21 protein-coding genes, 1 tRNA gene and 2 pseudogenes are annotated in these 25,803 nt (G+C 65.9%); 19 read left to right on the top strand and 5 right to left on the bottom strand.

Annotation, left to right across the window (positions count from 1 at the left end; translation table 11 throughout):
- Positions 1–78 precede the first annotated feature (78 nt).
- Entirely contained in the window at positions 79–876 is a 798-nt protein-coding gene (locus ACGFIQ_RS19885; RefSeq protein ID WP_393245544.1) for a DeoR family transcriptional regulator, read from the top strand.
- 125 nt (positions 877–1,001) lie between these two features.
- Here the strand turns inward: ACGFIQ_RS19885 and ACGFIQ_RS19880 are convergent, their stop codons facing one another.
- Positions 1,002–1,514, bottom strand: coding sequence for an HAD domain-containing protein (locus ACGFIQ_RS19880; protein ID WP_393245542.1), 513 nt, complete (start codon positions 1,512–1,514; stop codon positions 1,002–1,004).
- Between the two features lie 483 nt (positions 1,515–1,997).
- Between ACGFIQ_RS19880 and ACGFIQ_RS19875 the strand changes: the two genes are divergently transcribed.
- The 8 genes from ACGFIQ_RS19875 (at position 1,998) to ACGFIQ_RS19840 (ending at position 13,127) form a co-directional block, all read left to right on the top strand.
- Positions 1,998–2,885 (top strand): replication-relaxation family protein, encoded by an 888-nt coding sequence (locus ACGFIQ_RS19875; RefSeq protein ID WP_393245540.1) that lies wholly within the window; start codon positions 1,998–2,000, stop codon positions 2,883–2,885.
- Positions 2,886–3,223: 338 nt separating this feature from the next.
- Positions 3,224–4,183, top strand: a complete 960-nt coding sequence (locus tag ACGFIQ_RS19870; RefSeq protein ID WP_393245538.1) for a DUF2637 domain-containing protein — start codon at positions 3,224–3,226, stop codon at positions 4,181–4,183.
- Positions 4,158–4,559, top strand: a complete 402-nt coding sequence (locus ACGFIQ_RS19865) for a helix-turn-helix transcriptional regulator (protein ID WP_393245536.1) — start codon at positions 4,158–4,160, stop codon at positions 4,557–4,559. Before ACGFIQ_RS19870 ends, ACGFIQ_RS19865 begins: the two co-directional genes overlap by 26 nt.
- Positions 4,556–6,028, top strand: coding sequence for a tyrosine-type recombinase/integrase (locus ACGFIQ_RS19860; RefSeq protein ID WP_393245534.1), 1,473 nt, complete (start codon positions 4,556–4,558; stop codon positions 6,026–6,028). Before ACGFIQ_RS19865 ends, ACGFIQ_RS19860 begins: the two co-directional genes overlap by 4 nt.
- 437 nt (positions 6,029–6,465) lie before the next feature.
- Complete coding sequence (locus tag ACGFIQ_RS19855) at positions 6,466–8,076, top strand: type I restriction-modification system subunit M (protein ID WP_393245532.1); 1,611 nt, start codon at positions 6,466–6,468, stop codon at positions 8,074–8,076.
- Positions 8,063–8,872 (top strand): hypothetical protein, encoded by an 810-nt coding sequence (locus tag ACGFIQ_RS19850; protein ID WP_393245530.1) that lies wholly within the window; start codon positions 8,063–8,065, stop codon positions 8,870–8,872. The genes ACGFIQ_RS19855 and ACGFIQ_RS19850 overlap by 14 nt, the downstream gene beginning before the upstream one ends.
- Positions 8,869–10,053 carry a restriction endonuclease subunit S gene (locus ACGFIQ_RS19845; protein ID WP_393245528.1) on the top strand — a complete coding sequence of 395 codons (1,185 nt, stop codon included), beginning with the start codon at positions 8,869–8,871 and terminating at the stop codon, positions 10,051–10,053. Before ACGFIQ_RS19850 ends, ACGFIQ_RS19845 begins: the two co-directional genes overlap by 4 nt.
- Complete coding sequence (locus ACGFIQ_RS19840; RefSeq protein WP_393245526.1) at positions 10,050–13,127, top strand: HsdR family type I site-specific deoxyribonuclease; 3,078 nt, start codon at positions 10,050–10,052, stop codon at positions 13,125–13,127. The genes ACGFIQ_RS19845 and ACGFIQ_RS19840 overlap by 4 nt, the downstream gene beginning before the upstream one ends.
- A gap of 338 nt (positions 13,128–13,465) precedes the next feature.
- Here ACGFIQ_RS19840 and ACGFIQ_RS19835 read toward each other — a convergent pair whose 3' ends face one another.
- Positions 13,466–14,362 carry a hypothetical protein gene (locus ACGFIQ_RS19835; protein ID WP_393245524.1) on the bottom strand — a complete coding sequence of 299 codons (897 nt, stop codon included), beginning with the start codon at positions 14,360–14,362 and terminating at the stop codon, positions 13,466–13,468.
- A gap of 451 nt (positions 14,363–14,813) precedes the next feature.
- On the opposite strand from ACGFIQ_RS19835, the gene ACGFIQ_RS19830 reads away from it, so the two are divergent.
- The 4 genes from ACGFIQ_RS19830 to ACGFIQ_RS19815 all read left to right on the top strand — a co-directional run bounded on the left by ACGFIQ_RS19830 (position 14,814) and on the right by ACGFIQ_RS19815 (position 17,743).
- A tRNA-Lys gene (locus ACGFIQ_RS19830) sits at positions 14,814–14,895 on the top strand.
- A 599-nt stretch (positions 14,896–15,494) separates the two neighbouring features.
- Positions 15,495–16,094 (top strand): hypothetical protein, encoded by a 600-nt coding sequence (locus ACGFIQ_RS19825; RefSeq protein WP_393245522.1) that lies wholly within the window; start codon positions 15,495–15,497, stop codon positions 16,092–16,094.
- Positions 16,087–17,199, top strand: coding sequence for a DUF262 domain-containing protein (locus ACGFIQ_RS19820; protein ID WP_393245520.1), 1,113 nt, complete (start codon positions 16,087–16,089; stop codon positions 17,197–17,199). Before ACGFIQ_RS19825 ends, ACGFIQ_RS19820 begins: the two co-directional genes overlap by 8 nt.
- A 277-nt stretch (positions 17,200–17,476) precedes the next feature.
- Positions 17,477–17,743, top strand: coding sequence for a hypothetical protein (locus ACGFIQ_RS19815; protein ID WP_393245518.1), 267 nt, complete (start codon positions 17,477–17,479; stop codon positions 17,741–17,743).
- A gap of 60 nt (positions 17,744–17,803) precedes the next feature.
- Here ACGFIQ_RS19815 and ACGFIQ_RS19810 read toward each other — a convergent pair whose 3' ends face one another.
- From ACGFIQ_RS19810 to ACGFIQ_RS19800, 3 genes and pseudogenes are all read right to left on the bottom strand, one after another.
- Positions 17,804–18,514 (bottom strand): 5-formyltetrahydrofolate cyclo-ligase, encoded by a 711-nt coding sequence (locus ACGFIQ_RS19810; protein WP_393245516.1) that lies wholly within the window; start codon positions 18,512–18,514, stop codon positions 17,804–17,806.
- Positions 18,515–18,524: 10 nt separating this feature from the next.
- Positions 18,525–19,106: a hypothetical protein gene (locus ACGFIQ_RS19805; protein WP_393246040.1), complete on the bottom strand. Its 582-nt coding sequence runs from the start codon at positions 19,104–19,106 to the stop codon at positions 18,525–18,527.
- Positions 19,107–19,554: 448 nt separating this feature from the next.
- Positions 19,555–19,692: pseudogene (locus ACGFIQ_RS19800) on the bottom strand (helix-turn-helix domain-containing protein); the annotation flags it as partial.
- 349 nt (positions 19,693–20,041) lie between these two features.
- Here ACGFIQ_RS19800 and ACGFIQ_RS19795 point away from each other — a divergent pair.
- The 6 genes and pseudogenes from ACGFIQ_RS19795 to argF form a co-directional block, all read left to right on the top strand.
- On the top strand, positions 20,042–20,314 hold the full coding sequence (locus ACGFIQ_RS19795; RefSeq protein ID WP_393245999.1) for a hypothetical protein: 273 nt from the start codon (positions 20,042–20,044) through the stop codon (positions 20,312–20,314).
- Between the two features lie 132 nt (positions 20,315–20,446).
- Complete coding sequence (argC, locus tag ACGFIQ_RS19790; protein ID WP_393245514.1) at positions 20,447–21,448, top strand: N-acetyl-gamma-glutamyl-phosphate reductase; 1,002 nt, start codon at positions 20,447–20,449, stop codon at positions 21,446–21,448.
- Entirely contained in the window at positions 21,445–22,617 is a 1,173-nt protein-coding gene (argJ, locus tag ACGFIQ_RS19785; RefSeq protein ID WP_393245512.1) for a bifunctional glutamate N-acetyltransferase/amino-acid acetyltransferase ArgJ, read from the top strand. The genes argC and argJ overlap by 4 nt, the downstream gene beginning before the upstream one ends.
- Positions 22,614–23,519 (top strand): acetylglutamate kinase, encoded by a 906-nt coding sequence (gene argB, locus ACGFIQ_RS19780; protein WP_393245510.1) that lies wholly within the window; start codon positions 22,614–22,616, stop codon positions 23,517–23,519. The genes argJ and argB overlap by 4 nt, the downstream gene beginning before the upstream one ends.
- Positions 23,516–24,811, top strand: a complete 1,296-nt coding sequence (locus tag ACGFIQ_RS19775) for an acetylornithine transaminase (protein WP_393245508.1) — start codon at positions 23,516–23,518, stop codon at positions 24,809–24,811. Before argB ends, ACGFIQ_RS19775 begins: the two co-directional genes overlap by 4 nt.
- Positions 24,808–25,728 (top strand): annotated as a pseudogene (argF, locus tag ACGFIQ_RS19770) (ornithine carbamoyltransferase); the annotation flags it as partial. The gene ACGFIQ_RS19775 and the pseudogene argF, both read left to right, overlap by 4 nt.
- Between the last annotated feature and the right edge of the window lie 75 nt (positions 25,729–25,803).

Raw genomic sequence — 25,803 nt, 5'->3', positions numbered from 1 at the left:
TTTGCGCATCGACTACTCCCTGTCATGACTGTCGTGAACGGGATGTCGGACTGTCGGCGCCCAGAGGATCATCGAGGGATGGGCGAACGGGGTGCCACGCGGCGGTTGTCTCCGCAGCGGTGGCGGGTTCTGTCTTACCTGGCGCAGCACGGTTCCGCGTCGACGCTGGACGTGGCGCTTGTCTGCGCGGTGTCGCGGCTGACGGCCCACCGAGACCTGGTGTGGCTGCACGGGGCGGGACTGGTGAACCGCGAGCGCTCGCCGGAGGACCGGACCCATACGTGGTGGTACGAGGTCACGGCCGAAGGGACGGAGGTGCTCCGGCGTGCGTTGACGGCGTCGGGGCGGCCGGTTCCGTTGCGGTTGGGTCAGCGGTCCTCCGGTCCTTCGGATGCTCTGCTGTTCCTGCCGTTAGTCGAGGTGTCGCGGCGCAACCCGGGGCTGTGCGAGCTGTTCCAGTGGCTGGCGACGATGGAGACCTCGTCATGGTTGCGGCAGCACGACCTGGCGCAGCTGCGGGCCGACGGTTACGGCGTCTGGCTACAGGACGGGCGGTGCCTGCGGTTCCTGGTACATGTCGATCGTGGCCCGATCGGCGACGTTGTCGCCGAGCACGAGCGGCCGGCGTCGGGGCTGGGTGGATTGTTGGCCGGCTACCGGCGTGCGGACCGGCTGGTGCCGGCCGGGGCGATTCTGGTGATCGCTCAGGATGCCGAGCGGGAGGAACGGTTGCGGGCCGACCTGCTCCGTGGGCCGCTGCGGAACGTTGTCGCCACGACCACCCGGCAGCTGTTGTATCGCCACTGGCCGGACGAGCAGGTATGGCAGGTGCCGGGGAACATCGGCAGGTGTCGCCTCATCGAGGTCGGATCGTGAACGCACGACGTCACGACCCCCGGGACACCGCCAACGCCAGCGGCATGGTGCGGGATCTCACCAGCGGCGGTCCCGAGTGGCAGACAGCCGTCAAGCGCGGCAGCCGCGACGGCATGGCGCTCGCCCTACCGCGCCTCCGAGAGCCAGCTCTCGATGACTGTGAAGTCGTGCTCGGTCAGCCCGCGACGTGGGTCGACCCGATGCAGCAGGGCCGGGGCGTGGTGATGAGTCGATACCCACTGCTGATCGGCGTGAGAGATCTCGTCGTCGACCCAGACGAAGGGACGTCCCTGCGCCCACTCGACCAGCCCACGGGTCTTCCAGTGCAGGACGCCAACCTCGTCAGAGTCGGGCCAGTCCACGACGGGCAGGGTCGGTAGCCCGAGCAAGGGCGCGAGCACGTCGTTCGCGTCGTTCATCCAGGTCGTCGCCCACACCAGGTCACACGGTAGGGACTCCAGCCGGCGGCCGTGTTCCGGATCGACCCTTTCCAGCAGGGGATGGGCGTCGGCCGGTAGGACCGGTGCCTCGGTACAGCCATGCGGCATGCCCGGCTGAGTCGCCGCGGGTGTTCCGAACGGGATGAGGGTGCCGTCGACGTCGAGGAACAGCAACGGATGCGGCGCAGGGGCGGACATGACCCAAGAGGCTAGCCCTCACCCCGCCACCAACCACCTCTGCGCGCTTGCCTCAAGTCCAATCGTTTCGCTATTGCTCCCGCCAGGCGTGCGCCGCTGGGGTGGCGACCACAGCAGGGTCGGCGCCGGGATGCCTCGCGCCGACCCCTCTCCGCTCCGACGGCGCTGTGGTGACCCGACCACGCCATCAGCACCACATTCCACTCTCAACCAAGGAGTTCTCGTGCTCTCGCCGACACCTTCACCTACTGCCGCAGGCACTGGCAGTGACGAGTTCCGGCTTGATCCCCGTTCGAGGGTCGGGCTTGGCGTCAGCGTTGACGTCAGTCTTCAGCCGGACCCCCGAACCGACCCCTGTTTCCTCTCACACCGCAGGCCAGCCCGGCTGTCAGCGCCGTCGGCTTGTCCTGCGACAGACCCTGCCTGTCTCGGGTCTCTCCCCCCTGGGGCCGGCATTCCGTACCGGAAAGGAGGTGGTAGCCGGTGGATGATCCGGTCCTTCGGGTCCAGTCCCAGCTGACCGGCCGTGACCGTCTGCTGCTGGGCTGGTTGTATGACCACGGTGTGTTGACGTCGTTCCAGATCGCGACCGCCCTGTTCCCGTCCCTCGATTTCTGTCAGCGGCGGCTGCGGACCCTGTACCGATTGCGATTGGTGGCTCGGTTCCGGCCGCAGCGGGCCGACGGCGGCTCGTACCCGTACCACTACGTGATAGATCAGCTCGGCGCTGAGGTCGTCGCGGCCAGCCGGGACGAACGCCCACCGCGGCGTGACCACGCCCGGGTGGAGCGGCGGCGCTGGACCTCGACCCGCAGCCTCGCGCACCGGCTCGGGGTGAACGGGTTCTTTACCGACCTGGCCGGGCACGCCCGCACCCGTCCGGGCACCGGCCTGGTGGAGTGGTTGCCGGAGGCGGTGTGCCAGCGCGCCGGTACGTTCACCAGCCGGCAGGATCCGGGGCTGGTGCGGGCGTATCAGCCGCGGGTGCGCCCGGACGGCTACGGCCGGTGGGTCGACGGTGGCGCAGAGGTGCCGTTCTTCGTCGAATACGACACCGGTGCCGAGCAGTTGTCGATTCTGACCGGCAAGGTGGACGGCTATCAGGAGCTGTTCGGCACGCTCGGGCGGATGTGGCCGGTGCTGTTCTGGCTGCACTCGGCCGCCCGGGAGCGCAACCTGCGCCGCGTGCTGGCCGACGTGCCGCTGTCGGTGCCGATTGCTACCGGGGCCTGCGACCACGCCGCGACGGCCGGCCTGGGCCCAGCGGACGCGGTGTGGGCTGTAAACGGTGGCGAAGGGCAGCGGCTGCGGCTGGCTGATCTGGCCGGTTACGTCGTTGACGCCTCCAGCCGGGCGGGCGAGGCCGCGTGATCGGCGACGACACGACGGCGGCGGACAGTACTTCCGCCGCGGATCGGACAGCAACGGCCGGCATCTGTCACGGATCTGTCGTGACCAGCTCGGCCGGCGCTGACAGATCTGTGCGAGCACCGAACGTCCGCTCCCACAGCCGCGCGACCGCATCTCGGTCCCGCGTCTGCGGCGGGCGGTCCGCGGCCGGCGTGCGGTCCCCGTCCCGATGGTTGTCCGACGCCGGGTCGGTCCGCCATCCGGTCCGGGCTCTTGTGACAGGCGGACGGTCGTTGTTCCGGTCTGGGTCGAGGAGGTGAGGGGCCACGACGGCACCGGCCACTGACCCGAACGCGGGGGTGCGGGGTAGCCGCATCGAGGGCGTCGTCCAGGTCGTCATCATGCTGGCCATTGGCGGCGCAGCCGGAGCGGCCAGCTTCACCCACGTGCACAACGTCGCCGCCGCGCACGGCCAACCCGGCTGGCTGGCTTGGGCCGACGCGATCGTCCTGGAGCTGATGTCCATCGCCTCCGGCCTGGAACTACGCCGCCGCAAACGCGCTTACACCCCCACCGTGTTCCCCGCGACCGTGCTGGCGTGTGCGGTCACCCTGTCCCTGGCGGCGCAGGTCGTCGAGGCCGAACCCTCGGTCATCGGGTGGATCACCGCCGCCGTACCCGCGCTCGGTTTCCTCGTCATGGTCAAGATCGCCCTCGGCCGGACCAGTACCACCACGCCCGCCCCTGCCGTGGCGGTTGTGGACTGCCAACCGGATGAGGCCGGATGGACCCGTCCGGACAGCGGACCGGACGAGACCGTGCGGTCCGCCGTCACGGCGGGGGAGCGGTCCAGCAACCGGACCGTCCGCTCATCGGATGCTCGTCGTCACGGGGACGAACGGGAACGGCGGCGGCGAGCGGACCGGGGACCGTCTCCGCAGCCGTCCCGCGCGGTGGCCGAGCTGCTGCCAGCGGCGCGAAAGGTCCGGGACCGGCTCTCCGCAGACGGCCAGGCACTGACCCGGGCAGCGCTCGCCGAAGCCCTCCGCGCAGCCGGTCACACCGTGTCCAACATCCGAATATCCGAACTGCTCAAGACCCTCAAGGTCGAGTCGTCGGCACCACCCGGACTGATCGTTAGCCCGGTCATGCCGACCAACCCGACGTCACCGCCTCTGTCACCGGAGCGGCGCGACGGTGGCGGAGCAGCCACCCCTGCGCCGGTCGACCCCGACAGGGCTACCCCGCTCCTACCGCACAACCATCCATCTCATAACCAGGAGAAGCCCGATCATGAACAGCCCCACGAACCCCGCTGACCAGACAACCCGCACGACGACCGACAGCACCACCGCGTCCAGCGTCGGGCAGGTGTGGACGGTCGAGCGCATCCGTGCCCTCGGCGTGACCACCACTCTCGCCACAACCGCGTCGGTGCTCGGGATCAGCCGATCCCAGGCGTACCGGCTCGCCGCCACCGACGAGTTCCCCATACCGCTCATCCGGGCCGGCAGCCGCATCATCGTCCCGGTCGCCGCCCTGCTCCACCTCCTCCAACCCGACCCCGCCGCAACCAGCGGCGGGCGACTTGAAGCCGACGCGAAGGTGAGCGTGGATGCGATGACCCCGTCACCAGCGGATTCCACCCGACACTGCTGGCGGCACCACAGAGAGCATCCAGGAGACGATGAGTGAAGGGATCCACCTTCAAACGCTGCGGCTGCCGCGACAGCGTCACGGGCCGGCGGCTGGGACGCTCCTGCCCCCAGCTTCGCCGGCCCGGCGGCGGCTGGTCCCGCACCCACGGCCACTGGCACTGGCAGATCGAAGTCCCCGCCCGCGCCGACGGCACCCGCCGACCGCTCCGTCACGGCCCCTACACCACCCAGGCCGACGCGGACGCCGTCCTGGACCGGATCCGGGCCGCGCTCGCCGTCCCCGATCCCACCGACGCGCACACCACCGTAAAGACCGGCGATCTGATCGAAGCCGCCGTAAAGACCGGGGCGCCGGTTCCGGCCCCGGACGAGGTCCGGCGGGCGCTACACCTGGACATCACCCCGACCGAGCTGCCCACGATGCAGGCGTACCTGACCGACTGGCTCGCCAGACGCAAGAACATCAAGACAGGCACCCTGCGCTCCTATGAGGGGCACATCCGGTTGTACCTGATCCCGCACCTCGGCCAACTGCGCATCGACCGGCTCCGCCCCGGCCACATCGACGCCATGTACGACGCCATCGCCGAACGCAACACCACCATCGCCACCCTTCGCGCCAGCCGCGACCCCGCCAAAAGTGACCAGGTCAAGAACCAGCGGATCGTCGGCAACCGGACCCTGCACGTCATCCACGCCACCCTGCGCAAAGCCCTCAACGACGCGATGCGCCGCCACCGCTACATCGACACCAACCCCGCCCTCATGGTCGAACTACCGACAGCCCGACCACCCAAGCCCACCATCTGGACCGACCAACGCGTAAAAACCTGGCGCGACACCGGCAAGACCCCCAGCCCCGTCATGATCTGGACCCCCGAACACACCGGCAGATTCCTCGACCACACCCACGACGCGCAGGACCGGCTCTACGCCCTCTACCACCTCATCGCCTTCACCGGCCTACGCCGCGGCGAAGCCTGCGGCCTGCACTGGGACGACCTCGACCTCGACGCAGCCACCCTCACCGTCCGCTGGCAACTCGTCCAACACGGCTGGGCCACCGCCATCGACACACCCAAAACCACCGACAGCGAAGCCGCGGTCGCCCTCGACACCGAAACCGTCGCCGTCCTACGCGCCCACCGCACCCGGCAACACCGCGAACGCCTCGCGGCCGGTGCTGCCTGGACCACCACCGGGCTCGTGTTCACCACCCCGACAGGTGGTCGACTCCACCCTGCCGACGTCACCGACCACTTCCACCACCTCGCCAACCAAGCCGGGCTACCACCCATCCGGCTCCACGACCTCCGCCACGGCGCCGCCACCATGGGCCTCGCCGCCGGCGTCCAGATGAAGATCATTTCTAACCGACTCCGCCACTCAAGCCCACACTTCACCGCGAAGTTCTACGGCGACGTACTCCCCGAGCTCTCCCACGCCGCCGCCGAAGTAACCGCGTCGATCGTCCCGCGGCAGCGCGCCGCTAAAAGGTCGGCGTAGCCCGGGGAGGCCGGGACCCGTCTTCGCGGCTGATCTTGGTTGTTGGGTGGTCAGTGGCCGACAGGGTGAGCGGGCCCCGAAGGCGATCTGGAAGGCGTTCAGCGGTGCCTCGCCGCCGCTGCTGACGCGCACCAACGATGAAGGCCCTGGCCTGGTAGATATCAGCCAGGCCAGGGATCTTTCCGCGTACGCCGGTGATGGGTAGCACGATGGCTGCTCGGGCGCCGTTGGAACGGATCGGCGTCCGTGGATGCGATGCCAGGCAGACCAGTAGATCAGGACCAGCTGCCAGTTGGCTGACCCAGTTCGACGGCACACCATGCCCTCGCCAATAGTGACGATCGGGTCACCTCGGGTTACCTCGTAGGTGGAACACTGAATGTTTCGGCGAGGCCACTCCCTTGTCGCGCCGACGAGCTCTGGTAAGACTTCACCCTGTGACGACAGAGCCGGCCTGGACCACCGCTGCAGAGGACCGCAAGAAGGAGCGGGAGCGAGCTGAACTTCACCGGGTGATCTGGAAGATCGCCCACGACCTGCGTGGAAGCGTGGATGGCTGGGACTTCAAGGCCTATGTGCTGGGGATGCTCTTCTACCGATTCGTCTCAGAGAACCTGACGGCCTACCTCAACGAGGCCGAGCGCAGCGCGGGCAACGAGGACTTCGATTACCGCTACCTGTCCAACGCCGACGCCGAGCTCGGGCGCGAGGAGACGGTCAAGGAGAAGGGCTTCTTCATCCTGCCCCAGGACCTCTTCGCGAACGTGCGCCAGCGGGCCAGCAAGGATGAAAATCTCAACGAGACTCTGACGCGGGTGTTCACCAACATCGAAGCCAGCGCGGTCGGCACCGCTTCCGAGGACGACATCAAGGGCCTTTTCGCCGACCTCGACGTCAACAGCGGCAAGCTCGGCCCCACCGTTGCGAAGCGCAACGAGAGGCTGGTCAAGCTCCTCGACGCGATCGGATCCCTGAACTTCGGCAACGGCGAGTTCAACGAGAACACCATCGACCTGTTCGGTGACGCGTACGAGTACCTGATGCAGATGTACGCATCCGCGGCCGGCAAGTCTGGCGGGGAGTACTACACACCGCAGGAGGTCTCCGAGCTGCTCGCCAGGATCACGGTGGTCGGCAAGACCGAGGTTAACAAGGTCTACGACCCCGCCTGCGGCTCGGGTTCATTGCTGCTGAAGTTCAAGAAGGTGCTGCCCAACGGGGTCCGGCAGGGCTACTTCGGTCAGGAGATCAACCTGACCACGTACAACCTGTGCCGGATCAACATGTTCCTGCACGACATCCCGTACGAGAAGTTCGACATCGCCCACGGCGACACGCTGATCGACCCGTACCACTGGGACGACGAGCCGTTCGAGGCGATCGTCTCCAACCCGCCCTACTCCACACGCTGGCAAGGTGACTCGAACCCGCTGCTGATCAACGACGAGCGGTACGCCCCCGCAGGTGTGCTGGCGCCGAAATCGAAAGCTGACTTGGCGTTCACGATGCACATGCTGTCGTGGTTGGCGGTCAACGGCACGGCCGCGATCGTCGAGTTCCCCGGTGTGCTCTACCGCAGCGGCGCGGAGCAGAAGATCCGGAAATACCTCACTGACAACAACTACGTCGACACCGTCATCCAGCTCCCACCGGACCTCTTCTTCGGGGTGGCTATCGCGACGTGCATCATCGTGCTGAAAAAGTCGAAGACCGACAACCGGGTGCTATTCATCGACGCCTCGGCCGAGTTCACGCGCCAGGGCAATAAGAACAAGCTCGCCGCCGGCCACCAAGCCAAGATCCTCGAGGCGTTCACCCGCCGGGCGACCGTCGACCACTTCGCGGCCCTGGTCGACTACGAGACCATCCGCCAAAACGATTACAACCTCGCGGTCAGCTCATACGTCGCGACGGAGGACGTCCGCGAAGCCGTCGATATCAAGGCGCTGAACGCCGAAATCTCCCGGATAGTCGCCCATCAAGCTGAGCTGCGCACACAAATCGATGCCATTGTCGGCGACCTGGAATCCGACGATGCGACTGTCTGAACTGTTGTCCAAAGCCCCAGCCACCGAGGAGGCGCAGGTCGAGCGCTTCCTCAATGCCCGCCTAGCCTGGGGCAAACATAAGACGATCGAGGTTGGCAGAGTCGCTATCAACTTTAAGTGCAAGACCTGCGACGACGTTCGGACGTTCATGTCGGGAGACAAGCTGTCCTGCCTCGGCGTTGGGGATCGCGTTTTGAGCATCGATGCGTGCCTTAAATGCCCAGTTTGCCAAGCGGCCATAGAAGCCTGGTTCCTCGTAGTGTCCAGGGATGAAATGGACGGACCGGCACCGACCGTGCGGTTGGAGCGGTATGTCGACAACCGGCGCGGCATGGCGAGCCGGGTCGGAGTCGGTGCCGGTGATTTCGATGATCTGCTGGAGCGTGCGCAACTCGCCTACGAGCTGCAGCTCGGTGCCGGATCCATGGTCTACCTCCGGAAGATTTTCGAAGCGATCACCAAGCAGGTCGCCGATATCGCAGGCATACCCATTACCGGTAACAACGGCGGTCGTAAGCCGTTCCGCAGCCTCTTACAAGAGGTCGACGAGCAGCACCACATCATTCCGCCGGCATTCTCCAGCGACGGATACAAGTTATTCAGCGAGCTGAGCAATATTGTCCACGGAGACTCAAGTGACGAGGTGGCCCTGCAGAAGTACGACCCCTGTCGAAGGTTGGTCATCGGAATCATCCATAATGTCGCCAGTGACCAGGAGATGAAGCGGGCAATCGATGCACTCGGATGGAATATTGACAGGGTGAATGTGCCCCCGGGTGGGGTGATGGCACCATGAGCGAGTTCAATAGGCTGCTCGCCGAGCATTGCTCGGATGGTGTTGAGGTCATGATGCTCGGCGAGATCGGAACCTTTGTCCGCGGACGTCGCTTTACCAAAGCTGACATGGTCGAGGAGGGAATTCCCTGTATCCACTACGGGGAGATCTACACAGAATATGGCGTGTCCACACGCGCCACCGTCTCGTATGTAAGGGAGGATCTGCGTAATCAGCTGCGCTACGCCCAGCCGGGGGACGTGATCGTCGCTAGCGTTGGAGAGACGGTTGAGGATGTGGGAAAGGCCGTGGCTTGGCTCGGCGAAGGGGAGGTCGCGATCCACGATGACTCGTTTCTGTTCCGGAGCGAACTCAATCCGACCTACGTCTCCTACTACTTCCAGACCAGCGCCTTCCGGGCCGAGAAGGAGCAGCATGTCGCCCGTGCCAAGGTGAAGAGGCTCTCCAGTAGCGGCCTGAGCAGGGTCACCATTCCGGTTCCTCCACCTGAGGTTCAGAGCGAAATCGTACGGATCCTCGATAAGATGATTGATCTGCAAGCTGAGCTGCAAGCTGAGCTGCAAGCCCGCGCGCGCCAGTACGAGCATTACCGGGACCAACTCCTCACATTTACGGAGAGAGATAAAGTTAGGTGGGCGACCTTGGGCGAGTTGGCGACGGTTCGAACAGGGCAGCCCCCCGGAGACGTCTTCGCTTCCGTTACCAAGGGCGGCGCAATCCCATTTGTTAATGCTGGGACCACCGCTTCGGGATGGGTTCTGGAGGCCAACACGCAAGGTGATGCCGTCACGATTCCGTCCCGGGGTCAAGGCGGGGTCGGGGTTGTTGGATACCAGGCATATGACTTCTGGTGCGGGCCGCTCTGCTATCGGGTCCGGAGCGTTGATGTAAACATCGTGACGACGAAGTACCTCTACTACTTCCTGAAGTCAATCCAGCCGTCGATCCGTCGCCTACAGCAGGCCGGCGGGACACCTGCGTTGAATCGGAAGGAACTAATCACGGTCGAGGTGGCATTACCGAGCCGAGGAGAGCAGGAGCGGATCGTGGCGATCCTCGACCGCTTCGATGCGCTAACGAGCGATATGAAGATGGGTCTGCCAGCAGAGATCGAGGCTCGGCGGAAGCAGTACGAGTACTACCGGGACAGGTTGCTGAAGTTCAAGGAGAAGGTGGCGTGAGTCCGAGCGGCGGTGTGGAGGCACCGGACTCGGCGCTGCGGTACGAGCCCATCGCGATGAGCGACGAATCCACCGTCGTTGCGGCGTACGAGCCGGATGATGGTGTCGATCAGGGCTACCAGTCCGAGGCTCAGCTTGAGGCTGAGTTCATTGAGCAGCTGGTACAGCAGGCGTACGAGCGACTTCACATCACGTCGTCTGCCGACCTGGAGGTGAACCTCCGTCGTCAGCTGGAGCTGCTGAACAATATGGTCTTCAGCGACGACGAGTGGAAATGGTTCTTCGCCAAGAAGATTGCTTCGAAGAATGAGGGCATAGTCGAGAAGACGGCGCGCATTCAGGAGGACCCGATCCAGGTCCTCGCGCGTGACGACGGCACGAGCAAGAACATCAAGCTGATCGACAAGTCGAACATCCATGCCAACCGACTCCAGGTGATCAACCAGTACGAGACGATTGGTGCGGGTGCGGGTGCGGGTGCGGGTGCGGGTGCGGTGCGCAGGCACCGCTATGACGTGACGATCCTGGTTAACGGCTTGCCGATGGTGCATATCGAGCTGAAACGGCGTGGGGTGCCCTTGAAGGAGGCGTTCAACCAGATCAACCGCTACCAGCGGGAGTCGTTCTGGGCCGGTTCCGGACTTTTCGAGTACATCCAGCTCTTCGTAATCTCCAACGGCACGCACACCAAGTACTACGCGAACACGACTCGTGCCCGGAAGGTGGCTGAGTCCGAGAGTGGCAAGCGTAGGCGGAAGCAGACATCGAACTCGTTTGAGTTCACTTCGTGGTGGACCGACGCGGAAAACCGGCGCATTGGCGACCTCAACGCGTTCACCCGGACATTCTTCTCCAAGCACACGCTGCTGAACGTGTTGACGAAGTACTGCGTCTTCGACGTCGCCCGCACCCTGCTGGTGATGCGGCCTTACCAGATCGTGGCGGCTGAGCGGATCCTGCGGCGAGTGGTGTCCTCGGCAAAGGCCACCGGACCGAAGGCTGGGGGCTACATCTGGCATACCACCGGGTCGGGAAAGACGCTGACATCGTTCAAGACCGCGCAGCTCGCGTCGAAGATGGAGAGTATCGACAAGGTTCTCTTCGTAGTGGACCGCAAGGACCTCGATTACCAGACGATGCTGGAGTATAACCGCTTCGAAAAGGACTCGGTCAACGGGTCACGATCGACTGCCGAGCTCAAGCGGCAACTTCAAGACCAGAGCGCTTCAATCATCGTCACCACGATCCAGAAGCTGTCGCGGTTCATCGAGCAGAACAAAGGCCACGAGATTACCGATGGCCGCGTATTGCTGATCTTCGATGAGTGCCACCGGAGCCAGTTCGGGGACATGGGGACTGCGGTGCGCAAGGCGTTCCGCCGCTCGCACCTCTTCGGGTTCACTGGCACCCCGATCTTCCCGCAGAACGCCGGCGGGGCGACGAAGGATACTACCGAGAAGATCTTCGGCGACCGACTACACAGCTACACGATCTTGGACGCGATCAACGACGGCAACGTGCTCCCCTTCCGCGTCTCCTACCAAAACACTCTGCGGGCAGCGGGCGACGTCGAAGACAAGCAAGTCGCCGGAATCGACACCGAAGAAGTCCTGCGCCATCCCGAGCGAATTCGGAAGATCGTCGCATATATCCTCGACCACTTCGATGCCAAGACCATGCGCACCCAAGGTTACAGCCTGGGTGAAAAGCGAGTACGTGGCTTTAACTCGATGTTGGCGACCGCGTCAATCCCCGCCTTGAAGATCTATTATGAGGAGTTTGCCCGGCAGCAGACCGAGCGTGCGGCTGCGGACCTGTCCTACCAGCCGCTTAAGATCGCCACGATCTTCAGCTACGCGGTCAACGAGGACGAAGAGATCGGCGGCATCCTCGATGACGAGGCGATGGACGCGGACCACCTCAACGCCTCCTCCCGCGACTTCCTCGAACGTGCGATCAGCGACTACAACGCCGCTTTCGGCACGACGTACGACACCTCGGCGGCGAAGTTCGAGAACTACTACAAAGACCTCGCGCGTCGAGTGAGGGATCGTGAGGTCGACTTGGTCATCGTCGTAAATATGTTCCTGACCGGGTTCGACGCAACCACACTGAACACGCTGTGGGTAGACAAGAACCTCAAGTCCCACGGGCTGATCCAAGCGTTCTCCCGCACTAACCGGATCCTAAACTCGGTCAAGGCCTACGGCAACATCGTCTGCTTCCGCAATTTGGAGAAGGCCGTCGACGATGCCCTGGTGCTCTTCGGCAACTCTGAGGCCCACGGAGTGGTGCTGCTCAAGCCGTACACCCACTACCACGCCGGGTATGTCAGCCTGGTTGAGCAACTCCTGGAGCAGTGCCCACCCGGAACCGAGCCCCTCGGGGAGGCTCAGCAGAAGGCGTTCGTCGTGCTCTTCGGTCGGATCCTCAGACTGCGCAACATCTTGACCTCCTTCGACGAGTTCGCCCGCGACGAGTCGTTGCCGTCGAGGCAACTGCAGAACTACACGAGCCTCTACAACGCACTGTGGGAGAGGCACCGCAAGCGGGACACCGGCGAGAAGGAGTCGATTCTCGACGACGTCGTCTTTGAGATCGAGCTCATCAAGCAGGTTGAGGTCAATTTCGACTACATCCTGATGCTGGTGCAGAGGTGGCGTGACGAGGGCCAGGACGATATGGGCGAGGAAGGCAGGATGCCGCTACATGCCATCGAGGAAGCCATCGATGCCAGCCCATCGCTGCGAAACAAGAAGGACCTAATCATGGAATTTGTCGACTCCATGTCGGTCACTGGCGAGGTCAGCGACGACTGGCGCTTCTTCGTCACCCAACGACGAGAAGCCGAACTCGCCGAGATCATCGATGCCGAGCGCCTTCGGCCCGAGCAGACGAAGTCGTTTGTTGAAGCGGCCTTCCGCGACGGCGCGATCGCAACCAACGGAACGGCGATCACACAGGTCCTGCCGCCGGTCTCGCGCTTCGCGAAGGACAACAACCTCGGTGCCAAGAAGGAGCGCGTTATCGCGAAGCTGACCGAATACTTCGAGCGCTTTGCCATGTTGGCCTGAAAGGCGCCGCTGTCGTGGGTCACCCGGCATTTCCGGTCCGACTGCAATTCGCCCGTCGATCTTGGCTTGCCCCATGGTCCGAGGCCGGCGCGACGACCACGGCATCACCAACCCTGCTCATCGTGAGCCCAGCCCCGGGGAAGGAGCAGCTGCGCAACTTGTTGTTGCCGCTGCTGCTGACCAGCCGATGACGCCGGGTCTGGGCTCCGAACTGCTGAGCCAAGGGTGGGTGCGGTGTGGTGGCGTCGTCCGCGGCGCGACGTTCCCCGGCACACCGATATTTGTTGGTCTACTGGGTTGAGCGGCCGATGGCGGTTCATCCGGATCGCTTCTCGTGTTCAGGCGGCTGGCCTTCGATGTGGCCGGTCCCTTACGGCGGCGGCCAGGGCGGCGCCGGTTGCAGCCAGATCGATGGGCGCGCCGGCGAGCTGATGGGCTAGCTCATCGATGCGATACCGCAACAGCCGCTGATATCGGACTGCGTAGACGGCGACTTGAGTGACGCGGTGACCATCGTGATCGGCGAGCAGCGCGTACGTCAAGATCTGACGGATCAGCTCGTCAAGATAGCGGTCCTCGTCGAGTCGACCACTCTTCACTTCCAACACGGTGGTACCAAGGAGGAAGTCGGCGTGGCGGCGTCCGTCGAGCAGGGACAGCTGCGCGGTCGCCGGCCCGTAGGAGCGGAAAGCGCTGTGGAAGCCACTGGAGTAGCTGGCCCAGACGGTACGGAACGCCCGCCTCGTGTGATATATCTCGTCGACACGACCGCTGAGGAGACGCGGGTACTGCTCAAGGAGATGCTGCGCGACATCTACGGAGTCTCTGCAATGACGATCAAGATCGTTGAGCAGATTGCGGACCTGGGCGAGCCGACCGGCGACGGTGAAGACACGCGCCGGCTGCGGCGCTGAGCCGCTACGGCGCCATACGTCGTATGCCGTGGCGGCGTTGTGGGTGGGCCCGTAGCCGGCGATGCTAAGCAATCGGGCCGCAAGGTCGTGGTCGAGGCAGTGGAGCAAGCGAAGGTACGGGCTCTGGTCGCACAAGGCCAGGCCGATCGCGAGTTCCACAACGTGGCCGAAGAACGACTTGTTCGGCGGGTCGATCAGCAGAACTGGACAGCGGCGAAGATCCGCCGCAATCTCGGCGCGCAGAACATGCTGGTACGGAAACCTCTCGGCCAGCAAGGCGCCGACGGGATCCTGCGGGACGCCATGGGATCCGGCGATCATGGTGGTACTCCTCTCACGGCGGTAGCGACGCTGACCACGGGTGTGGCAGCGTGGGGCCCGACTGGTAGGGAACGCGTGAGACCGGCGGCCCGTCCAGATAGGCGGAACGTCCTCAGCAACAAGATGGGTAGAGCCGCAAGCGGTCTGTAGCCCTCGGCGTTCACGCCTGATGTGGGCTCCGCGAGAGAAAGCGGCAAGCAGTGGGAGACGGATAGACCGGCGTCCCGACTCCTGCACCGTACGACGGACACGAGCGACGCACAAGGACCTCTACGCCCACCGCTTCGAGTAGCGTGGCCGGCCAAGCACCGGTTCCGCTCAGCTGGCTTATGGTCGTCCGGGACGCGGGTATGCGGGTGCTCGCCGGGTGCTCGCGCGCCGTGGACGACGGGCATCCGGTGGTACACGGCGGCCCACAGGCAATGAACTGGTAGGGGCCGTGGGACTGTCAGCGCCGTGCGGGACCGATGAGCACGGCATCAACGGGACTCTTAATCCGCGGGTTCGGGGTTCGAGTCCCTGGCGGCGCACCAACGATCAAGGCCTTGGCCTGGTGATTCACACCGGGTCGGGGCCTTTTTCGTGTACGCCGGTGGTGGGTGGTCGCTCGGTGAGTGCTCGGGAGCCGTTGGGCCGGGCTAAGCCTGTGGGGACAGCGGTGCGGTGGATAAGTAAGATCAGCATCGGGCGCGTCGCGTGGACCCATACACCGTCACGGGAGCCTCGGTAGCGTGTCGCGGTATGGATCCAGGCCCGGCAGGGGCACCTGCAGGCGACGTGTTGCTGCTGTCCGGTATCGCCTGCACGTCTGCGATCCATTCAGCGATCGCCGTGTGCGACCGGTGGCCAGCTACCTCCGCGCAAGCCACCACCGAGAGCCGGTAACGAACGTGGCGGCCATGCCCGCCTAGCTGCCACCCAAAAACGGCGCTGCTGTTCCAATCCATTCAAGTCGGACATCGTTAGGATTTTGCGGGGTCTTGGGTCTCTGCCGGTGCGAGCGTGAGCGATTGGGAACGACACGCTACCCTCCTAGCACGAATTCGTGGGGGATTGCGGATGACCCGAAGGCCTTTCGTCATTCGCTACGGTGCACAGGTGAAGTACTCAGTCGATGTTCGCTAGGGAGAGCATGAACGAGATCTCAGGACTACCCGAATTTTGGGAGGATTTTTGTTCCCTAGGAAAGGAAGTTGACTATTTTGTAACCGCCCGGCTGTTCGACGGGACACCCGCGGCATGGCCTCACGAGCTTAACTACATCAAATGGCGGCATCGGGTTGCAGCTCAACTTGGCATCGACCCGATGGCGGTCCAGTTGGTCGGAAGTGCCCGTTTGGGCTATTCGCTCAACCCAAGAAAGCACTTTAGGAAGTTCCATAAAAGCTCGGACTTGGACATCGCGGTGATCTCGCCAGAGCTATTCGATCGAGCGTGGGGCGAGCTCCGAGAAATCATCGAAGATGAATTCTTCGCCAATAAGAAGAACTATCTTCGGAAGCTGGTTTTCGAAGAATGCATCGCCCTCGACGTCATACTGCCTCGCCTATCTTTCGGTGAGCGGTGGTCACGGTCGAGAGACAGCTTCATCGAGGACCTCGGCGAGGCTTTCATAAACTGCGAAGTCAATTATCGACTGTACCGCAACCATAAGTCACTCAGGGCCTATCAGGTGAAGAGTGTGAATATCGCGCGGAATCGCGCGATCGAGGAGGGCGTGCACAATGGCTGATCACGGGCTCAAGTTCGAGATCGAGTCGAAGACCGTAGCGGAGTTTCGGTCGCTGAACAAATCCGGCGAACTGATCCTTCAGCCTGAGTATCAGCGGCAAGCAGTTTGGCCCGAACGGGCCAAGGTGTCCTTGATGGAGACCATACTCCTCGGATATCCAATCCCTGAGATCTATCTCGCTTACGAGACCTCGCCGGAAGGTGAGCAAAAGGCTTCCGTTGTTGACGGTCAGCAACGCCTTACCTCACTGCTTGGGTTTCTGAACAACAAATTCCCGCTGGATGGGCTGGAAGACGAAAAGCTGAGAGATAAGTTCGAGGGATTGTTTTTTACGGAACTCCCCGACGATGTGCGTCAAGAGTTCTTCCAGTACCGGTTCCCAATTCGGCGCCTATCGAACCTTGCCGATGAGTTTGTGCGCGCAGTTTTCGCCCGCGTCAACAGGGTTAATATGGTGCTAACGGAGCAAGAGCTCCGAAACGCTCTGTTGCCTGGCCCGTTCAACGATTTCCTGAAGGACTGCGTAGCTCACCCAATAAGTGCGGTGTCCGGAGTGTTCAGTGGTGAGCGACGAAAGCGGGGCGGTGACCTAGAGTTCTATGCCGAAGTATTCGGCACCTGCATCTTCGGGCTGTCAAATAAAAAGACCGAACTCGACGAGCGCTATGACAAAATTTCCGCAGATTTCGAAGATTACCAGGATCGTTCAATGGAATTCCTCGCGCTACTGACATTCTTGAAGAACGCTATTAAGTGGGCAGGTAGAACCAGGTGGTCGAATATTGTCGATATGTTCACGCTGCTGCACGTATCTTGGGGGCTGCGGGAGCAGTTCGGCATTGCCGAGTCGGTTCAGGCGGAGCAGATTCGGGATTTTCTGGACCTATTTCAGCGCGCAGTTTCAGCCAGGAAGCGAAACAGTGAGAATGGTGAAGGTGTCGATCTCACCGCATCTCTTTCAACAATGCTCGAAATGGCGCCAGAGGAAGTTGATAAGGCCATCGAAGGCTATATGGCAGGTATTAGGAACTCGTCCGACTTGGGATCACGCCGAATCCGTTCCCAGCAGCTGGGGTTCTTGCTTCTTAAGAAGCTTGAGAATTGAAAGAACGTGCTGTTGCGACTTGTGATCACCTCGAAAATGAGCTTTTTCCTGAGTGCGGTTCGCCGCGGTGTGGTGCAGGACGAGGGCGGCCTGGATTCTCGCGGTGGCGCGGCGCGGGCGGCGGGGCGCTCCGGAGCCTGCGCTTAATCCCATGAGGGAAACCGTGAGGGCTTATCTTGGGTCTTCCGGATGCCGCCCCCAAGCGTCCACTCTAGATGGGCTGTCGACTCGACCGCCATTGACTTGATGTGACGGCGCGGATGCGCTGTGCCAGCAGGTGATCGTCGTCGGATTGGAGGTGATCGTGGCCGTGCAGGTGGATCCCGAGTGGTGGAGTTCGGGGCTCTGGAGTGGCCGACGCGCTACACGTCATGGCCATGGCCCAGATCAAACGAGCGACCCCGGCCGCGACTACTACCAGCGCAAACGAGCCGCAGGCAAATCCCACAAGGAAGCCGTGTGCTGCCTGAAGCGGCGCCTTTCCGACGTCGTCTACCGCACCATGATCAAAGACACGGAGACTTCTCTGCTGCCGACGGGTTGACAAGAGAGGTGCCGTTAGCGAGACAGCCCTCGGCCTTCTGAAGTCCTGTGGCGAAAGTCGCTAGGCGCGCAGTACCGGAATGCTGTCGAGCTGATCTTGACGGAGGTTTGGCCTGATGATGCCGGACGGCCGTCCCCGATCGGGTCTGCAGGCCACTACCTCGTTCGGCGTGATCGCGAAGTCGACGCTGAAGTCGTGCTCCGCGTCGGGCAACTCGTCATCGAGGAGTTGGGTCTGGTGGATCGTGGTGGCGATGGCGGTCTCGGTGGTGACGAGGCCGGCCTCGGTGAGGAGGGCGATCTCCAGGTCCGAGTAGCCCGCACCCTTGCCGATCCGCACGCCGCTCTGGCGACTGACGGCGACGCTGCCACAGACGATGAGGTCCACCGGATGCATCTCGTCGGGTCCCACTGTGGGAGCGACCTGCGGTGCACCGCTACTGGTAACTGCGGTCTCGATTGGTGCGGTGAGGTTGGCAGGGTCGAGCAGATAGAAGGGCTTGGGGGTGGCGAGTCTCGGGACCGCCATGTAGAGCAGCTTGCCTTCCCGCAGGGCTCGTACCCGGACGGGAAGTTGTGCCCGGTCCGGGTTGCACTTGATCACTCGGGCGTTCTTCCAGATGTCCAGTTCCGCGAGGTGGGCTGCGGCCTCCTCCTTGCCGACGAAGTCGGGGATGTGACCGTGCACGCCGGGCGGGGCGGCGCCTTGACGTTCGAGGAGGTCCCACACGCGTTGCCGAACAGCGTGTTTGGCGCGGTCGATGTCGGTCACGTTGGTGCTCCTACGGGCTCATGAGGGTGAGGAGTCGGTCGTTCACGTCCTGGACCGGGGGCTCGTTGCGCCAGGGGCGTAGCTGCCGGGCGGCGGCGAAGGCGAGGTTGAGCCCGCCACCGGCACGGGTCCGCTCGATGACGTCGATGGCCTGGTGCAGGTAGGACGTTGCGGCGTCGACGTCGCGTCGGAGGATGCTGGCGAGGGCCAGGTTGCCGAGGATGACGGCTGTGGATTTGCGGCGTGCGGCGATCAGTTGTCGGGCGTTCTCCAACGCTGGCACGGCTTGGTCTGGCTTGTTGAGGGAGAGCCAGCAGGATCCCGCGAGCCTCGTGTAGTGGCTGGGGCAGAAGATGTCGGTGGCTGGGTCTCGGGCGTCGACGGCGGCGAAGTGAGCTTCAGCGGCACCGAGGGCGTCGGAGCAGCCCCCGGCCTGACCGAGCATCGCGTGTGCCTCAGCCCGGTGCAGTTGGGCGAGGCCGGTGATGACGTGACTGTCGTCGTGACTGACGGCGGCGGCGCGGATCGTCAGGACGAGACCGGCGTTGGGTTGCTTGGTGCCGTAGAGGGCGAGGTAGCTCTTGCGGAGCAACGCGTTGGCCTCGGTGACCGGGTCTCGCGTTTCCTGGGCCGCGCTGATCGCCTGGTCGAAGTAGGCGCCGCTGGCGACATGGTCGCGCCGCTGCGAGGCGTCCCAGCGCGAGTTGGCCCATCAGCGTCGCGGACTCGGCGACTGCTGCCGCCAACTCGCGCTGCACCGGCCCGTTGCTGGCGTGCTGGCGAAGGAAGATCGCCTGACCGTGTAGTTGCCCGGCCTCGGCGAGCAGGAGCGTCGAGGGCGTCTGGTCGTAGCGCTCGTCGAGGCGCCGCACGCGCTCCCTCAGGTGCGCCACAGCGATCAGGTCGACGCGGCCGGGGTTGCGCAGCACGTAGCCGAGACGCTCGTCGGGCGGTGCCGGTGCCTGGCCGACGTTGGCCAGGAGGTCGGCCAGTTCCTCGATCGACAACTTGAGGGCCCCAGCGAGACGCGGGCGGTGCCAGGGCTGCGGGTCAGTCTCCGCCCGTGCCCACCGCACGATGGTGGAGCGGTCGACGCCGAGGGCTTCGGCGAGGCGTTCCTGGCTCAGGCCGATCGTCTTGCGGCGCTGGGCAAGCCGGTGCCGACGCCTGTCCGCCACGTGCCGCCTCCCTTCGCCGCCATCCGTCACGGTCCATTCACCCAGCTCACCCCGTGCGACGCAATGGGGATGCGTCAGTTCTGCGCCGTTGCCGCGCTGGGTGCCAGCGACCGCCGGGGCTTGTGTAGACGCATGGCTGGAACGGGTGAGAGCAGAAGCCCCTGCGCCGGCCGTTCCGCTGCCATTCCAAGCCCGACCTACCGAGGGGGGAAGACGTGAGCGCCCAGGAGCGAGACCGGCTTGATGCCACCGGAGCGTCCTCTGCCGCCCGGACTCAGGAGGAGCCCGCGCGCCTTACCCCAGGCCAACGCCTCGACTCCGGGGGCAGAGAGCACACCCCGCTGCGCCGATCTGGCTCTGCCGTGCCTGCGGCCAACCCTGGCCCTGTGGCCGGGCGAAGCTCGCTCTCGTCAGCGAGTACGACGGCGATCAGGTCAGCCTGTGCCTCTACCTGGCCCGTATGCTCCATGACGCCATCGACGACCTGCACAAACTCAACCCCACGACCGCCGGGTGCGCCGGTGACATGTTCGATCGGTTCCTTGGCTGGCCCACCCGACGAGCCCCCTCCTCCCGGACGACTGAGGCCAGCGCGCCGCAGCCTGAGGAGACCGAAGCATGAGGCTTCCCGCTTGCGGGTTGGGGATACATCACCGCGCAGGTGCTCTGTTCATTAGCATGCACTGCTCTGCATGAACTTGCACTCGTGAGTCGTCCTTGTTAATCTTCGCTGCATAGTCATGCGGAGGTGAGTATGGGGATCCGAGTCGCGGTTGCCGGTGCGAGCGGGTACGCAGGGGGTGAGCTGCTGCGCCTGATCGCCGGGCACCCGGAGTTCGATCTGGTCGCCGCCACCGCGCACAGCCAGGCAGGGCACCGTGTCGACGTGGTGCATCCGCAGCTCAGCGGGCTCGACCTGGTGCTCGGCGAGACCAATTCAACGACCCTGGCCGACGCGGACCTGGTCTTCCTGGCCCTGCCGCACGGTGAGTCGGCCGCCCTCGCGGCCCACCTGCCGGCCGACGTACGCGTCGTCGACCTGGGCGCGGACCACCGGCTCGCCGACCCGTACGCCTGGGCGCAGTACTACGGCGGCACGCACGCCGGGCAGTGGACCTACGGCCTGCCCGAGTTGCCCGGCCAGCGGGAGCTGATCGCCGGTTCCACCCGGGTGGCGAACACCGGCTGCTACGCCGCCGCGATCACCCTGGCGCTCGCGCCGCTGATCGCCGACGGCGCGGCCAGCCCGGCCGACGTGGTGGTGGTCGCCGCCTCCGGCACCTCCGGCGCGGGGCGGTCGGCCAAGGCTCACCTGCTGGCCAGCGAGGTGATGGGCGACCTGTCGCCGTACCGGGTGGGCACCCACCAGCACGTACCGGAGATCAAGCAGGCCACCGGCGCGACCGGCCTGTCGTTCACCCCGGTCCTGGCGCCGATGCCGCGCGGCATCCTGGCCACGGTCACGGCGGTGCCGGCGCGCGGCGTCGACCCGCAGGAGGTGCTGGCGCGGGCGTACGCCGACGCGCCGTTCGTGCACGTGCTGCCGGAGGGCCGTTGGCCGCACACCGCCGCCACGCTGGGCTCCAACTCGTGTCACCTACAGGCCACCGTCGACGTCGACTCGGGTCGCCTGATCGTGCTCAGCGCCCTGGACAACCTGGGCAAGGGCGCGGCCGGTCAGGCCGTACAGAACGCCAATCTGATGCTCGGCCTGCCGGAGACGACGGGCCTGTCGATCTGGGGGGTCAGCCCGTGAGTGTCACCACCCCACGGGGGTTCCGGGCGGCCGGGGTGGCCGCCGGCCTGAAGGCCAGTGGTGGCGCGGACGTCGCCGTGGTGGTCAACGACGGCCCGGACGCGGGTGTGGCAGGTGTGTTCACCACCAACCGGGTCAAGGCCGCACCGGTGCTCTGGAGCCAGCAGGTCGTGCGGGGCGGTGTAATCCGCGCGGTGGTGCTCAACTCCGGTGGTGCCAACGCCTGCAACGGCCCGGCCGGCTTCCAGGACACGCACGCCACCGCCGAGCACACCGCCGCCGCGCTGACCTCGGTCAGCCCCCGGCTGATCCTCGGTGCCGGTGAGGTGGCGGTCTGCTCCACCGGGCTGATCGGTGAGCGGCTGCCGATGCCGAAGCTGCTGTCCGGCGTCCGCTCGGCGATCCGCGGGCTCTCCCGGGACGGCGGCCTGGCCGCCGCCGAGGCGATCATGACCACGGACACCCGGCCCAAGACCACGGTGGCCCGGGGCGGCAGCTGGACGGTCGGCGGCATGGCCAAGGGCTCCGGGATGCTCGCGCCGGGGATGGCCACCATGCTGTGCGTGTTGACCACCGACGCGGTGGCCGGGCCGGCGACGCTGGACGAGGCGCTGCGCGCGGCGACCCGGGTCACCTTCGACCGGGTCGACTCCGACGGCTGCATGTCCACCAACGACACCGTGTTGCTGCTGGCCAGCGGTGCGAGCGGTATCGAGCCGACGCCTGCCGAGTTGACCGCCGCCGTGACCGAGGCCTGTCACGACCTGGCCCAGCAGTTGGTGGCCGACGCCGAGGGCGCCACCAAGGAGGTCGCCATCGACGTGGTCGGCGCCGCCGACGAGGACGACGCGGTCGAGGTGGGCCGCACTGTGGCGCGCAACAACCTGGTCAAGACGGCGTTGTTCGGCAACGACCCCAACTGGGGTCGGATCCTCGCCGCGGTCGGCACCACCGCCGCCGCCTTCGATCCGGACCAGGTGGACGTGGCGGTCAACGGGGTGTGGGTGTGCCGGGGCGGTGCCGGCGCCGAGGACCGCTCGAAGGTCGACCTGACCGGGCGCAACGTGACCATCCGGATCGACCTGCACGCCGGCTCGTCCGCCGCGACGATCTGGACCAACGACCTGTCCCACGCGTACGTGCACGAGAACTCGGCGTACTCCTCATGACTCTCAGCAGCGACCTCACCCGCGCCCAGGTCAAGGCGGAGACGCTGATCGAGGCGCTGCCCTGGCTGACGCGCTTCTCCGGCTCGACGGTGGTGGTGAAGTACGGCGGCAACGCGATGACCGACCCCGCGTTGCAGCGGGCGTTCGCCGCCGACATGGTCTTCCTGCGCTACGCCGGTCTCAAGCCCGTGGTGGTGCACGGCGGCGGGCCGCAGATCTCCGCCATGCTGGGTCGGCTCGGCATCGCCAGCGAGTTCCGGGGTGGGCTGCGGGTCACCACCGCCGAGGCGATGGACGTGGTCCGGATGGTGCTCGTCGGGCAGGTGGGTCGCGAGTTGGTCGGGCTGATCAACTCGCACGGCCCGTACGCGGTCGGCCTCTCCGGTGAGGACGCCCGGCTCTTCACCGCGGTGCGCCGCCCGGCGTACGTGGACGGGTTGCCGGTCGACGTCGGCCAGGTCGGTGACGTCGAGTCGGTCGACGTGTCCGCGGTGACCGACCTGATCGAGGCCGGTCGGATTCCGGTGATCTCCACGGTGGCACCGGACGCGGACGGGGTGCTGCACAACCTCAACGCGGACACCGCCGCCGCGGCGCTGGCCATCGCGTTGCGGGCCCGCAAGCTGGTCGTGCTCACCGACGTGGCCGGCCTGTACGCCGACTGGCCGGACACCACCAGCCTGGTCTCCGAGATCGTCGCGGACGACCTGGCCAAGCTGCTGCCCAGCCTGGAGTCGGGGATGGTGCCGAAGATGGAGGCCTGCCTGCGGGCGGTCCGTGGGGGAGTGCCGGCCGCGCACGTGGTCGACGGTCGGGTGGCGCACTCCACGTTGCTCGAGGTGTTCACGTCGGAAGGGTTCGGAACGATGGTGGTGCCGGGAGACGGGATGGTCGCATCGTGAGCACGTTGGCGCAGCGCTGGACGAAGTCCATGATGGACAACTACGGCACGCCGCCGCTGGCGTTGGTCTCCGGCGCCGGTGCCGTCGTGGTGGACGACGCCGGCCGGGAATACCTCGACCTGGTCGGTGGCATCGCGGTGAACGCCCTCGGGCACGCCCACCCGGCCGTGGTGGCGGCGGTGTCCAAGCAGGTCGCGACCCTCGGGCACGTCTCCAACCTCTATGTCGCCGAGCCGCCCGTCGCCCTGGCCGAGCTGTTGTTGGCGCTCGCCGGCCGGCCCGGCCGGGTCTTCTTCGCCAACTCGGGCGCCGAGGCCAACGAGGCGGCGTTCAAGTTGTCCCGGCGCACCGGCCGTACCCATGTGGTGTCCACCCGGGGCGGGTTCCACGGCCGCACCATGGGTGCCCTCGCCCTGACCGGTCAGCCGGCGAAGGCCGACCCGTTCCGGCCGCTGCCCGGCGAGGTGACCCACGTCGACTACGGCGACGTCCCGGCCCTCGAAGCGGCAGTCACGGACGCCACCGCCATGGTGATCCTGGAGCCCATCCAGGGCGAGAACGGCGTGGTCGTCCCGCCGGCCGGCTACCTGGCCGCGGCCCGGCGGATCACCGCCCGGCACGGCGCGCTGCTGGTCCTCGACGAGGTGCAGACCGGCATCGGCCGCACCGGCCACTGGTTCGCGCACCAGGCCGAGGGTGTGGAGCCGGACGTGGTCACCCTGGCCAAGGGTCTCGGCGGCGGGCTGCCCATCGGGGCCACGCTGGCCTTCGGCCGGGCTGCGGACCTGCTCACCCCCGGCTCGCACGGCACCACATTCGGCGGCAACCCGGTGAGCTGCGCGGCGGCGCTCGCGGTGGTGGCGACCATCGCCAACGAGGGCCTGCTGGACAACGTCAAGCGGGTCGGCGAGCGGCTGCGTCGTGGCATCGAGGCGCTGGGTCATCCACTGATCGGCGGGGTACGCGGCGCCGGGCTGCTGCTCGGCGTGACGCTCACCGCGCCGGTGGCGCCGGTGCTCGCCGCGGCGTTGCGCGAGGCCGGCTTCCTGGTCAACGCGGTGCAGCCGGGTGTGCTGCGGCTGGTCCCACCGCTGATCCTCACCGCCGCGCAGGCGGACACCTTCCTCGCGGCCCTACCCGCCGCCCTGGCGGCGACCGCCCCGGCGGCCGCCGGAACCGACGCAGATCTTGGAGGCAAAGCGCCCCTCCAGGGGCCGAAACCTTCCAAGATCTCGGCGTCGACGCCGACGCCGACGCCGACGACCACCACCACGACGGGAACGAGCGCATGACTCGGCACTTCCTGCGCGACGACGACCTCTCGCCGGCCGAGCAGTCCACGGTCCTCGACCTGGCGGCGCGGATGAAGGCGGACCGGTTCGGGCACCAGCCGCTGGCCGGCCCCCGTTCGGTGGCGGTGCTCTTCGACAAGCAGAGCCTGCGGACCAGGATCTCGTTCGACGCCGGCATCGCCGAGCTGGGCGGGCACCCCCTCGTGGTGGACACGCAGGTCACCCACTTCGGCCGGGGCGAGTCGCTCGCCGACGCGGGGCGGGTGCTGTCCCGCTACGTCGCGGCCATCGTGTTGCGGACCCACGGCGACGACCGGATCGCCGAGGTGGCGAGCGGCGCCACCGTGCCCGTGATCAACGCGCTCACCGACGGTTTCCACCCGTGCCAACTGCTGGCCGACCTGCTCACCATCCGGGAACGGTGCGGCGGCACGGCCGGGCGCACCCTGACCTACGTGGGCGACGGCGCGAACAACATGGCGCAGTCGTACCTGCTGGCCGGGGCGATGGCCGGCATGCACGTGCGGATCGCGGGGCCGGCCGGGTTCGCGCCGGACGAGGCCGTGCTGGACCGGGCGGCCCGGATCGCCGCCGACACCGGCGGGTCGGTGCGGGTGCTGACCGACCCGGCCCAGGCGGTACGCGACGCCGACGTGCTGGCCACCGACACCTGGACGTCGATGGGTCAGGAGTCCGACGGGCTGGACCGGATCACCCCGTTCCTGCCGTACCAGGTCAACAAGGAACTGCTCGGCCAGGCCGCGCCGGACGCGATCGTGCTGCACTGCCTGCCGGCCCACCGCGGTGAGGAGATCACCGACGAGGTGCTGGACGGGCCACAGAGCGCGGTCTTCGACCAGGCGGAGAACCGGCTGCACGCGCAGAAGGCGTTGCTGACCTTCCTGCTCGACACCGCGACCCAAGCCGCTGCGACCGGGGGCAGCGCGACTGCCGCCGCCTCGACCGTGGCCGCTGCGACCGGGGGCAGCGCG

The sequence above is a fragment of the Micromonospora sp. NPDC048898 genome (genome assembly GCF_043198035.1).
Lineage (GTDB): Bacteria > Actinomycetota > Actinomycetes > Mycobacteriales > Micromonosporaceae > Micromonospora.
The sequence above is the reverse complement of the archived record's forward strand: the minus strand, read 5'-3'. Positions and strand labels throughout refer to the sequence as shown.